This is a genomic window from Sodalis sp. (in: enterobacteria), from assembly GCF_036327475.1.
Lineage (GTDB): Bacteria > Pseudomonadota > Gammaproteobacteria > Enterobacterales > Enterobacteriaceae.
Map to the genome: position 1 here is coordinate 38,721 of NZ_CP132913.1, position 17,305 is coordinate 56,025.

General features: G+C 50.9%; 6 protein-coding genes and 3 pseudogenes. 5 read left to right on the forward strand and 4 right to left on the reverse strand.

Annotation, left to right across the window (positions count from 1 at the left end; genetic code table 11):
• Nucleotides 1-56: 56 nt before the first annotated feature.
• Nucleotides 57-2,516 carry a glycerol-3-phosphate 1-O-acyltransferase PlsB gene (plsB, locus tag GPOALKHO_RS00285; RefSeq protein WP_406702444.1) on the reverse strand — a complete coding sequence of 820 codons (2,460 nt, stop codon included), beginning with the start codon at nt 2,514-2,516 and terminating at the stop codon, nt 57-59.
• A gap of 345 nt (nt 2,517-2,861) precedes the next feature.
• Between plsB and lexA the strand changes: the two genes are divergently transcribed.
• Nucleotides 2,862-3,470, forward strand: coding sequence for a transcriptional repressor LexA (gene lexA / locus GPOALKHO_RS00290; RefSeq protein WP_406702445.1), 609 nt, complete (start codon nt 2,862-2,864; stop codon nt 3,468-3,470).
• 535 nt (nt 3,471-4,005) lie between these two features.
• Nucleotides 4,006-4,214 (forward strand): annotated as a pseudogene (locus GPOALKHO_RS00295) (CsbD family protein).
• Nucleotides 4,215-5,333: 1,119 nt separating this feature from the next.
• Here GPOALKHO_RS00295 and GPOALKHO_RS00300 read toward each other — a convergent pair.
• Nucleotides 5,334-5,567, reverse strand: a complete 234-nt coding sequence (locus GPOALKHO_RS00300) for a hypothetical protein (protein ID WP_406702446.1) — start codon at nt 5,565-5,567, stop codon at nt 5,334-5,336.
• A 2,820-nt stretch (nt 5,568-8,387) separates the two neighbouring features.
• Nucleotides 8,388-9,271: pseudogene (locus tag GPOALKHO_RS00305) on the reverse strand (alcohol dehydrogenase catalytic domain-containing protein).
• Nucleotides 9,272-9,453: 182 nt separating this feature from the next.
• On the opposite strand from GPOALKHO_RS00305, the gene dnaB reads away from it, so the two are divergent.
• Nucleotides 9,454-10,860: a replicative DNA helicase gene (dnaB, locus tag GPOALKHO_RS00310; protein ID WP_406702448.1), complete on the forward strand. Its 1,407-nt coding sequence runs from the start codon at nt 9,454-9,456 to the stop codon at nt 10,858-10,860.
• Nucleotides 10,861-10,967: 107 nt separating this feature from the next.
• Nucleotides 10,968-11,946, forward strand: a pseudogene (locus tag GPOALKHO_RS00315) (aromatic amino acid transaminase); the annotation flags it as partial.
• An 888-nt stretch (nt 11,947-12,834) separates the two neighbouring features.
• On the opposite strand, the gene uvrA reads toward GPOALKHO_RS00315, so the two are convergent.
• Nucleotides 12,835-15,678, reverse strand: coding sequence for an excinuclease ABC subunit UvrA (gene uvrA / locus GPOALKHO_RS00320; protein WP_406702449.1), 2,844 nt, complete (start codon nt 15,676-15,678; stop codon nt 12,835-12,837).
• A 241-nt stretch (nt 15,679-15,919) separates the two neighbouring features.
• On the opposite strand from uvrA, the gene GPOALKHO_RS00325 reads away from it, so the two are divergent.
• Nucleotides 15,920-16,447, forward strand: a complete 528-nt coding sequence (locus GPOALKHO_RS00325) for a single-stranded DNA-binding protein (protein ID WP_406702451.1) — start codon at nt 15,920-15,922, stop codon at nt 16,445-16,447.
• The last annotated feature ends 858 nt before the right edge of the window (nt 16,448-17,305 follow it).

Sequence of the window (17,305 nt, forward strand, 5' to 3'; positions counted from 1 at the left end):
ATAATCGGTTATCTGCGCGATGGGTAGGCTAATGCAATCGCCTACCGGCGTTTGGCTTATTCTGCCGGCAGTGCCGTGATAGCCTGCTTGTTCGCCAGTAGACTGGCGTTTTCGATGGTGCCGAGGACGTCCGGCGTGATCAATTCATTCAGAATATCGCACATCTCACTGACTTTCTCATCAATGGCGTCGCCAGTATCGCTGATATATCCATCGGCGCGCAGCGTCGCCACCAGGGTCGCAAACACCTCTTTATCGAAAAACTCCGGCGCGTTGATGCCGTGCAGTACCGAAAGTCGCTGAGCAATAATTCGGCTCTCTTTTTCCAACGTGCTTCGGTTAAGCCGCGGATTGGCGCGCAATAACAAAAAGGTAATGGCGTAGCGCTGGAGCGTTTCGTTCACGCTGGCGGCTAGCAGTTGTAGGGCATGGAGATGGGTTTGTGCCGGATACAACAGCATTTCTTGCGTTTCCACTAGTCCCTGGCGCGCCAGTTCGGTAATGAGACTGTCGGTAACCTGCGGCAACCGTTGTTTGCTATAGTGCATAAATAGTTCCGCTTTCAGGAGCGGATACAGCAGTATGATCCGCTGGTGCAGCTGCTGGCGCGCGATACCCGGACAGCTGCAAATGATATTCGCCACCAGCGACGGCAGGATGAGCAGATGCTGGATGTTATTCCGATAGTAGGTCATAAGTACGGCCTGATCGTGCGACAAACAGACGATATCTCCGATAGCATCATGCTCGACGATAAACTTGTTCATCGCCAGTGCATGGGCTAAAAGCACCTCCGGCGTCAAATCGGGTATCGTGGTATCCGGCGCATAGGGAACATTGCGCAGCAGCTCTAAATAACAGGCTAACTGCGATAGCAACTGCGGACGGGTGAGCGAGCGCTGGTGCGAGGCCAGCAGTGCTGTAGAGCATAGATTAATAGCATTGACCGCGGCGGCATTGTTGATCCGCACCATGAGGGTAGCTGCAATGTCGCCCACCGCTGGCGTCAGCCAGCCCGGGCGCTGGGTCTCGATGGGATCGATAGAATCACGCCACTGCGGCACCTGCTGCGACAGCCAGGTGGCAAGGGGAAGAGGGTCGCCAAAATTGACATAACCCTGGCCGAGATTGCGCAATTTGCGCAATCCACGCAGCATTTTCCAAAGCCCCTCTTTCTCTTTTGCCGCGCCGCGCAATTCTTTAGCATAGGTCGCCACCTCCATTACATGTTCATAGCCGACATAAATCGGCACCAGAGTAATGGGGCGGTTACCACCGCGCAGCATGGCCTGAATGGTCATGGTCAGCGCCCCGGTTTTCGGCTCCAGCAGCCGCCCAGTGCGAGAGCGGCCTCCTTCGATGAAATACTCTACCGAATATCCGCGGGTGAATAGCTCGCCGAGATATTCGCGAAAAATGGTGGAATAGAGCTTATTGCCTTTGAAGGTGCGACGAATAAAAAACGCTCCAAGCCGGCGAAAAATCGGGCCAACCGGCCAGAAATTAAGGTTAATGCCGGCGGCGATATGCGGCGGCACTAGCCCTTGATGGTAAAGCACATAGGAAAGCAACAAATAATCCATATGACTGCGGTGGCAGGGCACATAAACGATTTCGTGGCCCTCTTCCGCCAAGTGACGGACCCGCTCGGCGTTGTGCACGTGCAACCCTTGATAAACCCGGCTCCAGGTCCAGCTCAGTACCCGGTCCGAAAGGCGGATCGCTTCATAAGAAAAATCGGCGGCGATTTCTTCCATGAGTTCGATGGCGTTTTGCTGGGCCTTTTCCACGGAAATTTTCTTGCTGCGTGCCTCATCCTCCACCGCTTTTTCAATAGCTTTGGAGGCCAGCAGCTTCTTGAACAGATCCTGGCGTACCGGCAGCCGCGGTCCCGCCGCCACCAGACGCTGCCGGGCGAAATGAATACGTGCGACACGGGCGAGTTTCTGAGCGATAGACTTGTCGATGCCGTGCTCTGTCGCCATATAACGCAACGATAACGGCCGCGAGAATCGCACGAAACTGTCGCGTCCAAGCCACAGCACCGCGAAGAACTTCTCAATACCGTTCAGCAGTCGCAATTGCGGAACCAGCTGACTGGATTGCGACTCTCTGCCGGGTGAACGGCCGAACATGACCGATACCGGCACCAACTGCACATCGAGCGCAAGATTTGAACGGTGCAAATCAAGATAATTATAAAACAGCGAGCTTGACTGCGGTTTTTCGGCGTACCACGACAGTATGCGCGGCCCGTCATGAATAAAAACATAGCGCGGCAGGGTAATGCCGTCGATATGTAGCGGCGTCAGCGGATCGGGCAACCCCTGTTTCAGGCATTGTATACGTAATGTGAGCAGGTCAGCTTTGGAATTATAGGGCAGCACATACACCACGGGCTGTCGGGGATCGAGGCCAGCATCAGCGCGCGGATCGGCCGGAATAACTTTACTTCTTACCAGCAACTTTAGCGGTAAATACAACAACGTATAGTAAATTCTACGCCAACTTGACATGTCTTTGTGAATCCTCTTGTTAGCAATGCTGTAAGAATACCAGAAACCGCACGGCGGATCTGTGGCGCGTTAGCGTCTGAGGCCACAGCGGCAATTTCTGCAGTATCACGTGCAAAATTAATGCCAGCCGGCTTCGGGTTCCATGGCAATTGTGGGTAACCGGCCAGGGGCGGCTAACCATGAGAGCGCTGCCTGCGCCATGTCTTTAGACGCCCAGTTGCCGCGACTACACGGCGAGGGAGTTATATTATCGTGAATGGCGCCCTATTTCGCGCGTTTTCGGTTTTCAATTGGCGATGACCTGGATATACTCTTAAAAGACTGTATAAACAAACAGGGGACAGAATGAAAGCGCTAACCACCAGACAACAAGAAGTTTTTGACCTGATCCGCGACCATATCACGCAGACCGGCATGCCGCCCACGCGCGCCGAGATTGCGTCGCGTCTTGGGTTCCGTTCTCCCAATGCAGCGGAAGAGCATTTGAAAGCGTTAGCGCGCAAAGGCGCTATCGAAATTGTCTACGGCGCATCGCGCGGCATCCGTCTGATTATAGAAGAGGAAAGCGGATTGCCGCTGATTGGTCACGTGGCCGCTGGAGAACCTCTGCTGGCGACACAGCATATTGAAAGCCATTATCAGGTGGATCCAGACTTGTTTAAGCCCCACGCAGATTTTCTGCTGCGTGTTAGCGGTATGTCAATGAAAAATACTGGTATTATGAATGGTGACCTGCTGGCGGTCCATAAAACGCAGGAGGCTCGCAATGGTCAAGTCATCGTGGCGCGCATCGATGATGACGTCACCGTCAAACGGCTGAAACGCCAGGGCAACATCGTCGAATTATTACCGGAAAACAAGGAATTTTCTCCCATCGTGGTAGATCTGCGTCAGCAGGAACTGACCATAGAGGGGCTTGCAGTTGGCGTGATACGCAACGGCAACTGGCTGTGAACGTAGCGTGGCGGAGTCGTACGACGCTTGCCCCATTGCTCGGTCGTCAGTTTTCCGGACAAATGGCGTCTAGGTTGCCATGCAGCCTATGCCCTTAGGCTCTCGGCGCTGCTGTCTACTGGCGAAACTATTCGCAGAGATAAGTGTCTTTCTGCTTAACCCTCTCCCATTCCTCATTTATATGTCACAGGGCGTTATTGGCGCGAATGCTGCTTGCCCACTGCGTTCTCCTTCCGCCTGCGTGCTCCCAAGTGTGATTAACCACGCTCAAGGATCTCGCCGCCAGTTCGCTAGACGCCGATGAGTGTGGAAATGCGGGTCTAAAGCTGCATTGGCTTTTCTCTGATCTGAGTCGCGTGGTTCATAACGCCATTTTACGATGGGATCGTCTGGTAAATCCGGAGTTTGCCAAATCCGCCACTATAATTTTATTAATGCTTAGTGCATCGCTTCTTTACTACGTATGGCTGGATTTGCGGATTCAGAGGGGGAAATGAAGGTTATTGATAAACTACCTTACAGAAGGAGTAATCACATGAATAAAGACGAAACCAGTGGCAATTGGAAGCAACTCAAGGGTAAAATCAAAGAACGGTGTGGAAACTTGCCGATGATGATTTGACCGTGGTGAAAGGGAAACGCGATCAATTAGTTGATAAAATTCAGGAACGCTACGGCTACAGCAAAGACGCGACCGAAACCGAAGCAAAAGATTGGAAAACCCATAATAAATATCGTTGGTAAGCGGTTTTAGACCATCAAGAGTGAGATAGTATAAGCGCTTTCACACCGAAGGGCCTACCAAAAGGTACAGAGATGTACCACCTGGCTGCAAAGGAACACTTAGTTATGACGTTCAATCTTGACTATAGCTAGTCAAGATTCTGCTTCTCCTTTCTATTAAATGAAGCTGTTTTATCTAAAGCAGCTTCATCGATCTGCACTATTGGTTGTCATCCTTATTGGTTGTCATCCTTATCTCAATTAGTTGATATGATCAAACGGGGGTTTTTACACTTAGGTAAGCCGTAAACCCTCCTCTCATTAACCACACAATAATAAATGACGCTACATCTCTTAGTATAAATGATGTTGTTTCTATTATCTTTATGATCTGTCCAGTGCCGTCTTAAGGTTGTTACATAAATGATGGAGATGAATTACTACAAAGTGAACTTTTCACAGCATATGAACCGCTTAAACCCGATGCCATTTCGCTCGTGTAGTCACCTTTAACGTATCCTCTGTTGAGAACTACCTCGTGTTTATCGTAATAGACTCGCGCCTGATAGCCGACGTTGATGACGATCTTGATCGTTTTATTGCCTCCTTCAATTGCAGGAAGAAAAATCTTAGGCGTCCATCCACCATCTGATTTAGTCAGCAAGTACTACGGTGCACTCTTCCAGACATCCGTTAGTTCCTGGGTAAAATTAATGGATTGGTCATATTGACTTAATCTCTTGTTATTAAAAAATCTCATGTTTCTTGACTTGTTTTAATTAACCATCCCGTACCTAAGACATTATGTATGCAGCCGCTCATAAAAATGATTTTCGGATAATTGCAGAATAATTTCTTAAGCATTCTATCCTGATCGCCAACCCACCAAAACACCGCACGCTAATAGGATGAGTTAAAAAATATTACTATAATAATATGTTTGTGGATGTTCCTATATTCGGCTAATAGCCATGCTAGTGAGGTAGCATTTAATGCTATCTTTAAGAACCTAATTGGTATTCAAACACATAATAATCGTTAAACCAAGTGTAAATGCCACATGGTAATAGTGAATGCCAAATTCATCCAAATAGTCGTGATATAAGTTTACTAAATCCAGATATAAAGATTTATCTGGTCTTACACCCGCCCTAACATCATGATTAACATGAGTATCATGATGTTATAAAATTCTTGGGTTGAAACACCATTTATGATTGAAAACGCTGTTTCTCGCCTCCTATTCTCATTACCGATGTCGCTGACCACAATCAATGCCGTAGCCAAATTTTTCCATATTTTCAAGGATATTTCTGGTACCTTATTCTCATTTTGCCCATTTTTATGAATATCACTAATTAATTCGATAGTCATTTTTTCGCTCCTTGACATTATCCCATCATCGGTGGTTACAGACATATTAGGCCAATAGTGACGTTAATAGGAAGATTATGATTTATTAATATAACATTTTATTAATGGTTTGTTGGTATGTTTTGTAAGAGATGATGCTGCTGTACAACTTAATAGAAGAGGATTTTATTATTCCAGATAATAGACGACCGCCGCACATTTATCATGGCCAAGATGTGATAAGGCAAATTGCACCGAATTTATGTACAACGCTGCGGCCAAACCACTATTACAGTAGATACTACCATTGACCCCAATAATAATACTCTACCTTGGGTCTAGTCGTATGAGATATTACCATATCAATGCAGGTACGTGCTATTGCTTTTCTTTCACTTCATACTGAGGGTGTGGGTAAAGTAATGGCGCAAGGATTACAGGCAGGCCGGTTAGCCATGTTTGACGATATGAGGTTACAGAATCATGAAATTGATATCTGTTTTATTGGGTGTGATCAACAGCGATGATGCGACTCGCCGTCTAGGCGCCTTATCTGAGCGCAGGGTTAGACTTCCCGCCTTCACTTAAATAATATGTCTAGATAGGAAAGGATTCTTATTGTAATGCTGTGGTCGTGTGCGCACGCGTCAGGATGCTTAAGTGACCAAGGTCACAGCGGTCGCAAATGAAAAAGCGAAGGTATGAGGTGGTTCAGCAAAATAATTGCGCGGCACAAAGCTGTTGGTGGATTCAACGCGGTGAACAAGACCTTACTCTAAGAGAAAATTTAGGGCACGGTAAACGGTCAGTGCTCTTGCCTGCTGATCAGACCTGACGCAATAAATCCAGCAAATCATAAGCACTCATCGCACCGTTTACTGCGACATCAGGCGCAGTATCTCCAGTCGCTGCGACGTCAGGTGAACTTGTGTTGCTTGCACAACTATTCAGCCTGTCTGAGACGTGGTTTCAGCGGTCGCTTTCATGACGCTCCCCGGTTACGGTTTCTCTGGCCATATTACCACGAAGGCACCAAAACCACGACAAAGGTGCTTCAACTGTTATATTGGCGGGTATACAGATCGTCGGTGACGCTGCCAGTGATCTGCTAAATATAATAGATAATCAATTTATTATCGGTATTGATTTTGTGTTTAATATTGATCTTATAACGGAAAGAAATTTGGATGTCACGATAACATTGCCTTTAATAGGGACAACGACGCTATAGATAACGTTGTATTGCCAATAGCAGTCATTCAATTAATGTCTTTAAAACGTGGTCGTCATCTTTTGAATGCATATAGCGCTGACTGATTATGGTCATGAATAATTTTATGGCAATGAGTATCCAATTTCAGAACACCATTAAAAGTATAGATATTGCCTCTAACGCCACTATCAGTTAGCAATGACCACATTGCACTACTGGTAAATACATAATGATCAAGGATAAAGACTGTCACATTGCTCAGTCTGGTGGTTTTTACCATATGGAAAAAGATTGTTATTTTGGATAACATACCAGGCCTCAGAACTACGCGTGTTGTCACCGATTCCGGGCGGCGTAGGGCGTAGGTGCTGTTACTATGAGTCGACCATTAATAGCAGTAAAATAACCTAACACAGTTGTTCGCGACTGTATGCGTAGCACGTGTCCTTTTCCTTTGGTAATTCCGGCACGTATTTTCAATGCCCAGCTGTTCTTTTGATAGACCAGCTTGGCATTATAACAAGTTAACCGGCTTCGTTGTTTAGTGCCAATATGCCGCCGATTGATATGCATACGCAATCGACATCTGGCGGAAACGGCGATAACAGGATATAGAGTGAGATCGTGTCATCCTGCATTCAGGCAATACGGAGAGTGGTTTGAATAACACACAGACAAGAGGGGGCACAAACGTTTTGTTTAATCTCTCTACCGCGCGCTTGATGGTAGCGGCATTTGACTTTTATTAGGGGAACCGGAAACTTCTTTTCTATGCTAGAATCTCCCCGAAGAATTCCCTGTGGTCACTGTGGACACGGACGGCGGCATCAGTGTCGGGCCGGAGAGCGTGGGTTATGCCTTGCCGCAACGGTCGCTGGTTTTGGTGGCGACATCCTGCGGTGGCCCGTGGTTTGGCGGGCATTGGCAACGCCGGGGTGTGTCGCGCATCTGTGCTCGTCAATGGTGGACTAGGTGGTAGAGCATTATGTGGTAATGGTGGAAAACGCCGCGCGCGCATGACAGCACCGTCATCCTGGTGGGGCGGTGCGGCATTGCTCCTATGCATCTTCAAAGGCGCTTCTGAGGTGATACGTCCATTCCACGTCTACCGGGCAATGAGTCGCTAGAGCCGTGCCCGCGGCAGGCCGAACATCCGGCCCGAGAGGCGGCTATCGCCGCCGGTGCGCTGCTTGCCCCGTACGTTAGTTGCAATCCGTGGAAGGAGCCCGTCGTGGCGCTTTTGCTAAAAGGTGGTCAAATTCGCTAAGTCGCTTCAATGTCTTTTACCCACCAATCAGCAAAACAGCCGTTTAGGGGATGCTAATTGGTATGGTTCTTGTAAGACATCTTGAGAGCCAAAATTTACCGTCGCGGCGAGTGCGATCGCGCCAAAAATTATTTTTTGTTATTGGTTTTTCTCATGCTGTTGTTGACCGGTATCTCGGCATGCGCTAGGTTTTCCAGGAAACTGCTTTAGACTCATTGATTTCATCATTACCTGGTAATAATAGCGGCGGTAACCCGCAGTGTCCGGTAAATTCTTCTCTGCCCCTATGTTTTACAGTATGTTATGTCATGTCGTTACGCGACGGGGATTCCCTTATTGGGGGTCAGACAGCAGTCTACCGTTATGGGATAAGCAGTAGCGACCCGTTGGTTTGCCGGCTCTCAAGCACCTGATGCGCTTGCTGCATCTCGGCCAGCGGAATTTTTTGCTGTTCTGGCACATCGACTTTGATCACCCCGCTGGCAACCATGCTGAACAGCTCATCGGAGGCGAGCTTAAGGCTTGCGACGTCGGTGATACAATCGTTGACCGGGGCGTGTGACGTACAGTAAGCCCTTCTGATTCAAGATCCCCAGATTGACGTCGGTAAATCGGTTCCGAGGAGTTGCCGAAGCTGACCATCAATCCGCTGGGCGTAGGCAGTCGATGGAGTCTTCCCAACACCACACTAACCTTATTACCGTGGGTCAACGCCGCCACGCGCTCAGGCATATTTTCAACGGTACCGATCTTTTCGCGCCAAGCGCTTTCGGCCACTAGCAGGCGATGCACCCCCGACGCCATCGGCTGCCGCATGGAGCAAAAAATTTCATTCGACTTGATTTCGTAAGTCTGACTCAGCGGATAAAACACCATCAAGCCCTTTTTACAAGCAGCCGCCGCCTGTTCAGACGAGATGCCAGAAGGTAGCAAAGCCAGTTTTTCCGCCGGCACATTATGCACCGTGGCGTAGACGTCCTGCGGGACTGGGCGTACACCACCTGGTCGCCGGTGTTAAACCCTTGACGCTGAGGCCGACCTTGCTCACTGCCCGGCTGCTTCCGTGCCAAGGCCATAGGGAAGCGATGGTGCTGAGTAGAGGTCGGAACGGACATAGGTGTCGATATAATTGATGCCGATGGTTTTAATTCTCTACCTGTACCTCACCATGAGCGGGTCTGCGGGCGTGAAACCTACATATTCCATCACTTCTGGTCCGCTGGGCACTTGTATACGCTTAGACATCACTCCACCTCTAATTAAGATATCTTTAATAATCATAAGCCTTGCGGCGTAGTTTGCAAAGCGCGGAAAAGGTAGTTTTCCCCATGGACGGGCGCGCGGCGATGATCAAATAGGATCTCGACCCGAGAGAGGATACAATGCGCCATTATCTAAGGACTTCCTGATAGGTAAAGTACCCTTTCATGTCAGAAAAAAAACCGTCCAACAAAGCAAATTTGCCCCGCGACCGTCAGGTTGAAGGTCTGAAAATGCCGCCCCATTCTCTGGAAGCGGAGCAGTCGGTGCTAGGCGGTTTAATGTTGGATAACGAACGCTGGGACAACGTCGCCGAACGAGTGACAGGCAACGATTTTTTTAACCGCCCGCACCGTCTTATCTTCAACGAGATGCAGCGTTTGTTGGAGCTGGGTAAGCCTATCGATTTGATCACGCTTTCGGAATCTCTCGAACAAAAAGGGGAATTGGGCGCCGTTGGCGGGTTCGCCTATCTGGCGGAGCTCTCAAAAAATACCCCCAGCGCCGCGAATATTTCTGCTTATGCCGATATTGTGCGCGAACGGGCCGTGGTACGGGAAATGATCGCTGTCGCTCATGAGATTGCCGATGCCGGTTACGATCCGCAGGGACGTAGCAGCGAGGATCTGCTGGATCTGGCGGAATCGCGGGTCTTCCAAATAGCCGAAAACCGCGCCAGTAAAGATGAAGGCCCGAAGAGCATCGACCGTATCCTTGAGGATACGGTGGCGCGCATCGAACAGCTTTACCAAAAGCCGCACGACGGCGTTACCGGCATTTCCAGTGGCTATTTGGACCTGGATAAAAAGACCGCCGGCCTGCAAAAGTCGGATTTGATCATCATCGCCGCGCGCCCGTCCATGGGGAAAACCACCTTTGCCATGAACCTGTGCGAAAACGCCGCCATGACCGAGGGTAAACCGGTGCTGATCTTTAGTCTGGAGATGCCAGGCGAGCAGATCATGATGCGTATGCTAGCGTCGCTATCACGTGTCGATCAAACCCGGATTCGTACCGGCCAGCTGGACGACGAAGATTGGGCGCGCATTTCCAGCACCATGGGGATCCTGCTGGAAAAACGCAACATGTATATTGATGACTCGTCAGGGTTGACCCCTACAGAGGTGCGATCGCGCGCGCGGCGGGTGTTTCGCGAACACGATGGCCTGAGTCTAATTATGATCGACTATCTCCAACTGATGCGCGTACCGTGGCTGTCCGATAACCGTACCCTGGAAATCGCGGAAATCTCCCGATCGTTGAAGGCGTTGGCTAAAGAGCTTCAGGTGCCGGTAGTGGCACTGTCGCAGCTGAACCGAAGCTTGGAACAACGCGCCGACAAGCGTCCCGTCAACTCCGATTTACGTGAGTCCGGTTCAATAGAGCAGGATGCTGACTTGATTATGTTTATCTACCGCGATGAAGTCTATCACGAGAATAGTGATATGAAGGGGATTGCTGAAATTATTCTCGGTAAGCAGCGTAATGGCCCTATCGGTACCGTTCGGCTAACTTTCAACGGACAATGGTCACGATTCGACAATTATGCCGGCCCACAATATAACGATGAGTGATATCTCTCGGAGCATTTTTCTTATCGCGCTCTCATTTTTGACGCTTTGTGTTATCTTAATCGCCACTCAATTTGCTTTATTTGATATTGTGAGCGGCTAGTGCAAGGTTGTCAACCTATCGCATTGCCACACAGGCGTTGCTGTTCGGGGAGGACCTCCGATGCGTAACACGCAACGGATCGCCACGATCCAGACCGTGAGCAGGTCGGGGGAACTGAAAGTCGGCGCGGATTTCCTGAAGTGTTACTTTCCCGACTCTCAGGTCTGGGTCAGTAGCCCAACGTGGGAAAATCACGTGGCCATTTTCACCGGCGCCGTATTCCAGGTTAATCGTTATCCTTATTTCGACAGTGAGAAGCTGAGTGTCAATTTTGACGCGATGCTGACCTGTTTTCAGCAATTGCCGCGGCGGAGCATTGTGCCGCTGCATCCGTGCTGCCATAACCCGACAGGCTCGGATCTGACCCGGTTCGAATGGGATCGAGTCATCGAGGCGGTGGCGGAATGTCAGCTCATTCCTTCTCTGAATATCGCTTACCAAGGGTTCGGCGACGGGTTGGAGGAAGATGCTGATGCGGTGCGCGAAATGGCGCGTCTTGGATTGCCTTGCCTAGCAAGCCACTCTTTCTCAAAAGTTTTCTCCCTTTATAGTGAAGGGGTGAGCGAGCTATCGATTGTGTGCGATAGCGCGAACGAAGCCGAGCGTGTGCTGGACCAATTAAAGGTAACCGTGCGCCGTAATTACTCCAGTCCGCCGAACTTTGGCGCTTAAGTGGTGGCGCAAGTGTTGGACGAGCCGGCACTCAATGCTCTGTGTGTGAGAAGGTGGCAGCGATGCGTCTGCGTATTCTAGCAATGCGCCAGAGCCTGGTAGCGGCGTTAAAGGTCGCTCTACTCGAACATCAATTCGACTATTTGCTGCATCAGCGGGGCATGTTCAGCTATACCGGTCTCAGTCCGGGTCAGGTGGTGCATTTGCGCGAAGTGCACGGCGTCTACCTGATCGACAGCGGCTGGATGTGTCTGGCTGGGCTGAATGCCACTAACGTCAGTAAAGTGGCCCAAGCTTTCGCAGCTGTACAGTAGTCGCGAGCGATTTTCCTCCATTCCTGTGTAGCCACTATACTGGGTGGTAAAAGAAGCAGATGTTATGCGGTACCAACAAATCCTGACCTTGAAAGCCCAACCGCGCGGCTTTTATTCGATCATCGATGAAATGTTTCCCAATTGACGTCGTTGAGCGCTGTCTGTATCGGGTTGCTTCATTTATTTCTGCGGCATGCTGCGGCATGCTTCCACTTCGCCGACGCTAAATGAAAATTCCGTCAGAACTGACATGGAAAACCATTTTTACGTCAGGTCCTGGAATTGGCCCCCTACCAGTACGATTATGAAATGGCGAATGAATGAATGGCGCGCTAATGGCGCGCTGCTGTTGGGCACCTGGCATGGGATTTGGCTAGGTAAGCATCGTAATTGCGGCCGCCACCGTATCCGCGGCATAGAGCGTATGCTAGGGTGAAAACTGGATTAAAATCGGAGAACACTTGTTATGACCTACACCGTGGATAGCAGACCGGCAGTATCGCTGAAAAGTAGCGCTGAAATGGCTGAAGCATTACGCAGCGCGTTTAATACGGCGGCGCCTGGCGAGCAAAAGTCCACTAGAGCACGCTGTTTCTTGACAGTGATATCTCTGATTCATAGGGTTATCAACGGTGGATGCTTCCTGGCAATTGGTGGTAGCGGGCCTATCAGAAGCGACGCGCCAAACACTGAATATCTGACGCGGTTTTGCCTGTTTACAGCGGAATACCCGTGCAGCGCGACATGCGATTACGTGCCGTGAGGCATAGCGGCGGTCGAAATCTGAGGCGCTAACACGGGGTCCCCACGGCCAAAGTGACAATGCGCCGACGACACAGCGCTAAAGCGCCAGACGTTAGCGAAGGTCGCGAGACACTTTCTTCTCACCTACGATCCAGCTTTCTGCAACGCGCGCGCGAGCATGGGGCGCAGGAAGCGTGCCGTATGTGATGCTTCACAGACCGACACCGTTTCCGGCGTGCCGGCGACCAGAATTTCACCGCCGTCGTTACCACCTTCCGGGCCAAGATCGATAATCCAATCGGCGGTTTTAATTACGTCCAGGTTATGCTCAATTACCACAATGGTATTGCCCTGATCCCGCAACTGATGTAGCATCGCCAGCAATTGCTGAATATCGGCGAAGTGCAGGCCGATCGTCGGCTCGTCGAGGATATACAGCGTTTGACCGGTATCACGTTTGGACAGCTCGCGCGCTAGCTTGACCCGCTGCGCTTCGCCGCCGGACAGTGTGGTAGCGGATTGCCCTAAGCGAATATAGGATAGACCGACATCCATTAGCGTTTGCAGTTTGCGCGCCATGGCGGGAATAGCGTCGAAAAACTCGCGCGCTTCCTCGATCGTCATCTCCAGCACCTGGTGGATATTCTTGCCCTTATATTTCACTTCCAGGGTTTCACGGTTGTAGCGCCGGCCCTTGCAATGATCGCAGGGCACATAAATATCCGGCAAGAAGTGCATCTCTACCTTGATGACACCATCGCCCTGGCAAGCTTCGCAGCGCCCGCCGTGCACGTTAAAGCTAAAACGGCCGGGCGTATAACCGCGGGCGCGGGATTCCGGCACGCCGGCGAACAGTTCGCGCACCGGCGTAAGCACGCCCGTGTAGATCGCGGGATTGGAGCGCGGCGTCCGACCAATAGGGCTCTGATCGATACTAATGACTTTATCGAAATGCTCCAGGCCCTGCACTTCACGATAGACCGCCGCTTCGATAGCGGTCGCGCCGTTAAGCTGGCACTGCGCTACCGGGAACAGCGTGTCGTTGATAAGCGTGGATTTTCCCGAGCCGGAAACGCCGGTGATGCAGGTAAATAGTCCCACCGGCAGGGTCAGCGTCACATCCTTAAGGTTATTGCCGCGCGCGCCAACTAGCTTCAATACCCGGGTTGGATCCGCAGGAATGCGCGCCTTCGGAACGGTGATTTCCTGCTTGCCGCTCAGGAACTGGCCGGTCAGCGACGCCGGATGGGCCATAATCTCCTCGGCGGTGCCTTCGGCCACCACCTCTCCACCGTGAACGCCGGCGCCCGGACCGATATCGATAATATGATCGGCGGCGCGAATAGCGTCCTCATCGTGCTCAACCACGATCACCGTATTGCCGAGATCGCGCAGATGCGCCAGGGTTTCTAACAATCGCTCGTTATCACGCTGATGTAAGCCGATGGAGGGTTCATCTAGCACATATATCACGCCTACCAGGCCGGCGCCAATCTGGCTGGCCAAGCGGATACGCTGCGCCTCGCCGCCGGAAAGCGTTTCCGCCGCACGCGACAGAGAAAGGTAGTTTAGACCAACATTGACCAGAAACTTCAGTCGATCGCGGATCTCCTTTAATACTTTTTCAGCGATCTTGGCGCGCTGACCGCTCAGTTTCATCTCGTCAAAAAATGCCAGCGCATGGCCGATGTCCATCTCGGAAATTTCCGGCAGAGTAGTGTGCTCTACGAAGACGTGGCGGGCTTCGTGCCGCAGACGGGTCCCACTGCAGGTAGCGCAGGGGCGGTTACTGATATATTTGGCCAGCTCTTCGCGCACCGCGGTGGACTCGGTTTCCTTATAGCGGCGCTCCATGTTCGGCAGCACCCCTTCAAACGGGTGGCGCCGCAGCGAGGCGTCGCCGCGATCGTTGATATATTTGAACTCGATGTTTTCCTTGCCGGACCCGAAAAGAATTTTTTGCTGAACCGTTTGACTAAGCGCATGGAACGGCGCCTCAACGTCGAACTCATAGTGTTCGGCCAATGAGCGTAGCATCTGGAAATAATAGAAGTTGCTCCGATCCCAGCCACGAATGGCGCCGCCGGCCAGGGAGATGTTCTGATTTTGCAATATCTGGTCTGGGTCGAAGTGCTGCTGCACGCCGAGCCCGTCGCAGGTGGGGCAGGCGCCGGCCGGGTTGTTGAAAGAGAAAAGCCGGGGTTCCAGCTCGGGTATACTATAGCCGCAGATCGGGCAGGTAAAGTTGGCGGAAAACAGCAATTCTTCCGCTTTTTCGTCATCCATATCTGCCACCACCGCGATACCACCCGAGAGGCTGAGCGTGGTTTCAAAAGATTCCACCAGGCGCTGGGCGAGATCCTCGTGCACTTTAAAACGATCGACCACGACTTCGATGGTATGTTTTTTTTTCAGCTTGAGTTTTGACGGATCCAACAGATCGCAGACCTCCCCGTCGATACGTGCCCGGATATAGCCTTGCGCTGCCAAATTTTCCAGCGTTTTCTCCCCCTTGTGTTCTTTCACGATGGGTGCCAGGAGCATCAGCCGTTTGCCTTCCGGCTGCGAGAGCACATTATCCACCATTTGGCTAACGGTCTGTGCTGCCAGTGGAATATCATGGTCAGGACAGCGCGGCTCACCGACGCGGGCGTACAACAGACGCAGATAATCGTGGATTTCGGTAATCGTGCCCACTGTCGAGCGTGGATTATGGGATGTAGATTTTTGCTCAATCGAAATGGTAGGCGATAACCCTTTGATATGATCTACATCCGGTTTTTCCATCAACGACAGAAACTGCCGGGTATAGGTAGAAAGCGATTCCACATAGCGACGCTGACCCTCAGCATAGAGCGTATCGAACGCCAGCGACGATTTTCCCGATCCTGATAAGCCGGTAATGGCTATCAATTTATAACGCGGTATCACCAGGCTGATGTTTTTCAGATTATGTGTACGAGCGCCACGAACTTCAATCTTATCCATTCCACTAATCCCAACACCGGATGAAGGAGGGCGGCCTGTGCAGTTGGTAAAACCGCGGCGGCGCGAAACGGTCAATTATGGCACAAAAAACTGAATGAATATCCAGTACTAATTGTAATAAATAATTCTACTTCACCTGGTTTCTCGATGCGTAGTCCAAGTTTCCAAACATATTCTTTAAGCGTTGGCAATGGTAAACTCGAGCGGATTAACTTAATTTTCATCTCATCAGGAGAGCACCATGACCAGCAGAGGCGTTAATAAAGTGATTCTAGTCGGAAATCTTGGCCAGGATCCGGAAGTCCGCTATATGCCTAACGGTGGTGCGGTAGCCAACATCACCCTGGCCACCTCCGAGAGCTGGCGCGACAAGCATACTGGCGAGACCAAGGAGAAAACGGAATGGCACCGCGTGGTGCTGTTTGGCAAGCTGGCCGAGGTGGCGGGTGAATATTTACGCAAGGGCTCCCAGGTGTATATCGAGGGAACGCTACAGACCCGCAAATGGCAAGACCAGAGCGGTCAAGATCGATACATCACCGAGGTGGTAGTCAATATCGGCGGCACTATGCAAATGCTCGGCGGTCGACAAGGTGGCGGACCGAGCGGTAACGCCGGTGGCGCACAGCAGGGTGGCTGGGGGCTGCCTCAGAGTAACAACGCGCAATTCAGCGGCGGCAACGCGCCGGCGCTCCGCTCCGCGCAGAATTCAGCGCCTGCGCCCAGCAACGAACCGCCGATGAACTTCGATGACGACATTCCATTCTAAGACTAACCTCAACATTGTCACTGATGCGCAAATAAAACCTCCTACTAGGAGGTTTTTGTTTTAACTCGATGCTGCAGACATTAACGGCAATGACGTGATTTAATGAATAGCATAGCGGGAAATTTTTCTACCTAAACATGTCTTAACTCGTGCCTTGACAGTTGCTAAGTAAACAACATTGCAACCCCAAAATACATTATTGGGAATGCTTAATCTGTTGAGATGTCTTCACCCTTTTCAATCAGCTTCTTGCACGGCGAGTAATATAAGCCGTGTTATTGCTTGATGTGGCTGTGCTGGTGACACAGCGAGCCTAGCTCCTTTTCTTTTGACCTTGACCGGCTAAAGCGGTAGCGTTGATGAAGAGGCGCTGGTCGTCACCGTGCTCCAAACCGGACTAAAGGTTGCTTGTGGACCGTCGGTCAGACGCGAGGTATGTTGACTATCGTCCTGGGATCTAATGCTTTGACTGAACTCTGCCCTGGTTGTGTGATTTTTCTCCGCTCATGTTTGTAAGGTTGCGCTTGTCGCCGCAGCTTGATGTTGCATCACCCGTCATTCTTTACCGTTCTCCTCTCAGCGCATCAATACATAGACGCACCGGCTTGCCGGTGCGTTTTTTCTACCGGCGACGCAGCAGCCATTATCGCACTCGGAGGGTTCACGTTTACGGGGATGTTTTCTCCGCGTCCTGTACATTGCTAAAAAGTTAGAGACAGAGACTAAGGAAAGCATGGGAATCTTTTTACGATTCTTACCCTCACCTTTATCGTGTCTTCATCCGGGGTAGTGACACATATTCTACCGTTTCAAATTTCGCTGCCCTTGATACAAATCGCGCTCGGCGAGCTGCTTGTC

Excerpts from the sequence above, each read along its gene's own strand:
- lexA (WP_406702445.1), top strand. The coding sequence starts at position 2,862 with ATGAAAGCGCTAACCACCAGACAACAAGAAGTTTTTGACCTGATCCGC.
- GPOALKHO_RS00325 (WP_406702451.1), top strand. The coding sequence starts at position 15,920 with ATGACCAGCAGAGGCGTTAATAAAGTGATTCTAGTCGGAAATCTTGGC.
- GPOALKHO_RS00300 (WP_406702446.1), bottom strand. The coding sequence starts at position 5,567 with ATGACTATCGAATTAATTAGTGATATTCATAAAAATGGGCAAAATGAG.
- dnaB (WP_406702448.1), top strand. The coding sequence starts at position 9,454 with ATGTCAGAAAAAAAACCGTCCAACAAAGCAAATTTGCCCCGCGACCGT.
- plsB (WP_406702444.1), bottom strand. The coding sequence starts at position 2,516 with ATGTCAAGTTGGCGTAGAATTTACTATACGTTGTTGTATTTACCGCTA.
- uvrA (WP_406702449.1), bottom strand. The coding sequence starts at position 15,678 with ATGGATAAGATTGAAGTTCGTGGCGCTCGTACACATAATCTGAAAAAC.